2 protein-coding genes are annotated in these 2,991 nt (G+C 64.6%); both read left to right on the top strand.

The window, feature by feature from the left end:
- Nucleotides 1-283 precede the first annotated feature (283 nt).
- On the top strand, nucleotides 284-1,294 hold the full coding sequence (locus tag VGG53_RS18835) for a hypothetical protein (protein WP_331519607.1): 1,011 nt from the start codon (nucleotides 284-286) through the stop codon (nucleotides 1,292-1,294).
- Nucleotides 1,295-1,302: 8 nt separating this feature from the next.
- Nucleotides 1,303-2,925: a (2,3-dihydroxybenzoyl)adenylate synthase gene (locus VGG53_RS18830; RefSeq protein ID WP_331519606.1), complete on the top strand. Its 1,623-nt coding sequence runs from the start codon at nucleotides 1,303-1,305 to the stop codon at nucleotides 2,923-2,925.
- Nucleotides 2,926-2,991 lie beyond the last annotated feature (66 nt).

Raw genomic sequence — 2,991 nt, 5'->3', positions numbered from 1 at the left:
GTCGCTCGGGCTGCCAACAACGGAAGCCTTTACCCCGGCAGTTGTCACACCCACCCCTCTACTAGTTAGTGGAGGCTAGCCTAAATTGCTGGCTACTTTAGTGGGTGGGATACCCGCGACGCTACCGCCCGTCGGCAGCAGCCCTCCGATGCTCACCCGCACGCATGCTCTCCCGGGCGTTATAAGGTTAGGCAACCCTATTGTCGCTCAGCTAAATCTCAGGTAGCGTGCCGTTTCGCCTGATCATGGCGATGTGCCCACTTAGGTTTATTAAGGAGATTCCGTGCAGTCAGCTCTCCCCTGTGAGTCGAAGAAGGCCGACGTGAGCCGGCTGGTGATTGCCGGCGTCGGAGTCGTAGCCGCCGGCCTGTTCGCCATCAATGCGCCGGTCCCCGCCGGGCCGCAGATCCAGCATCGGGCCGTGAAGCTGGCCGCCGGCGAGCAAGACTGGACAGCGGTTGTCGCCGGGGCTCAAGAAAACTTGGCGGCGCTGCAAAGCGACGCCGCTACGGCGAATTCCGACCTGACGACGGCACTCGGATCGTTGTCGTCTGAGTTCAACGGCCAGATCAGCACCGCGTTGACCGGCTTCGAGACCGGCATCCAGAACTCGCTGGACGGCGGCTGGTACGGCGGCGACGACGGTTACGTCTTCGGGCTGTTCGGCGGAGACGTGACGAATCCGGCCACTGGTATCACCGAAAGCGGCAGCACACTGCAGGAAATCGCGACCGCTCTGCAAGACGGCAACACCTTCCAGGCGTTCAGCTACTTCGATGCGTGGTCGTTGGAAACCTTGGACCACACGCTGAAGCCGCTGTTGGCACCGCTTCTTGATGAGACCAGTAAAGGCGTGACGACGCTGTCGATTCCGGTCGAGCTGTCACAGATCCAGACGAACCTGCTCGAGGCATTCGGCAACTACGACGAGCTGAAGGCCGTTGCCGACTCCGCGCTGTCTCCTGAGCTCAGTGGGTTTTTCGCGCTGACGGGCGCCGTGGACAACATCGCGGCCGAGTTCGCGGCCGGCGATACCACCCAGGGGCTTTCCGACCTGAACAACCTGTCGTCCGATGTGATCGGTGCGGTGTTCAACGGCTACGACGCGGGCACCAACCCCTACAACGGCGCCGAAGAGCTGTTCACCGGCCTGCTCAATGACGGCAGCCTGCTGCAAAGCCTGCTGGTGACCTGGCCGGAGCAGTTCGTTGCCGCGCTGGGCGAGTCGACGACGACCGCCGCGGCGGAATCCGTCTCGACGGCGCTGCCCGACCTGTTCGGTGGGCTGTTCTAGCCTTTGGGATGCCGTCTTCCGATCTCGAGGGCTTTGTGCCGTTCCCACCCGACCGGGCGGCGAGCTATCGGGCTGCCGGTTACTGGAGCGGCCGGACCGTCGACTCGTTACTGTCCGGCGCGGCGCATCGCTGGCCCACGCGCGTCGGGGTGCTCGACGCCGACGGACCGCAGCGGCTGACCTTCACCCAACTCGACGAGCGCGCCGATCGAGCAGCGGCCGGGCTGGCCGGACTGGGTATCGCGGCCGGCGATCGGGTCCTGCTGCAGCTGCCGAACGGGTGCGAATTCGCGGTGGCGTTGTTCGCGCTGCTGCGCGTGGGTGCGATCCCGGTGATGTGTCTGACCGGGCACCGCGCAGCAGAACTGGGACACTTCGCCGCCGTCAGTGGGGCGACGGCGCTGCTGATCCCGGATAGCGCAGGAGGATTCGACCACCGGCCGATGGCATTGGAGTTGTCGCAACAGCATCCCGGATTACGTCAGGTGATCGTCGACGGCGACCCCGGCTCATTTGTCGCCTGGTCGCAGGTGTGCGCGAGTAAAGCCGACCGGCCCGAACCACACCACCCAGATCCCGAGTCCCCCGCGCTGCTGTTGGTTTCCGGCGGCACCACCGGCACGCCGAAACTCATCCCCCGCACCCATAACGACTACGTGTACAACGCCAGCGCCAGCGCTGAGCTCTGCAACCTCACCACCGACGACGTCTACCTGGTGGCTCTGCCTGCCGCACACAACTTTCCGCTGGCCTGCCCCGGGCTGCTCGGCGCGATCGCCGTCGGCGCCACCACGGCGTTTCTCACCAACCCCAGCCCGGAGTCGGCGTTCAGCGCCATCGCCCGCCACGGTGTGACAGTCACCGCGCTGGTGCCGGCGTTGGCCAACCTGTGGGCGCAAGCCACCGAATGGGAACCGGAGGCGCCAACCTCGTTGCGGCTGTTGCAAGTTGGCGGCGCCAAGCTGGAAGCCAATGATGCCCAACGAATCAGGGAGACACTGACACCGGGCCTGCAGCAAGTGTTCGGCATGGCCGAAGGGCTGCTGAATTACACCCGGCCCGACGACCCACCGGACGTGGTCGACAACACCCAGGGCCGGCCGCTGTGCGTCGATGACGAACTGCGCATCGTCGACGACGACGGCCAGCCCGTCCCGGCCGGCGCGGAGGGCGAACTGCTGGTGCGAGGCCCGTACACCTTCAATGGATACTTCCGCGCCGACGACGTCAACGCGCGCTGCTTCGACCCGGACGGCTTTTATCGCAGCGGCGATCTCGTCCGTCAACGCGATGGCGGTTATTTAGAGGTCACGGGCCGGGTGAAGGACGTCATCCATCGCGGCGGCGAGACCGTCCCCGCCGCCGATCTCGAAGAGCATCTGCGTACACACCCGGCGATCTTGTCAGCAGCGGCGGTGGCACTGCCCGATCCATATCTGGGTGAGAAAATCTGCGCGGCAGTCGTTTTCTCCGGAAGCCCGGTGACGCTGACCGAGCTGAACACCTACCTCGACCACCGCGGCGTGGCCCGGCATGCGCGGCCCGATGTTTTGACCGAGCTGAGCTCGTTACCGACCACACCGGTCGGCAAGATCGACAAGAAAGCCATCGCCCGGCAATTACAGTCTTAAGATTCGGCGCCCGAATTCATGTAATCCGGACAGAGATTACTTACCTTTCACCATTAACCTCAAGAT

Origin of the sequence: Mycobacterium sp. (genome assembly GCF_036490025.1) — a bacterium.
GTDB lineage: Bacteria > Actinomycetota > Actinomycetes > Mycobacteriales > Mycobacteriaceae > Mycobacterium.
Note: the sequence above shows the minus strand (reverse complement) of the source record. Positions and strands in the feature narration are given on the sequence as shown.

What these genes read in the sequence shown, in the direction of transcription:
- VGG53_RS18830 (WP_331519606.1), top strand. Translation starts at nt 1,303, where the DNA reads ATGCCGTCTTCCGATCTCGAGGGCTTTGTGCCGTTCCCACCCGACCGG.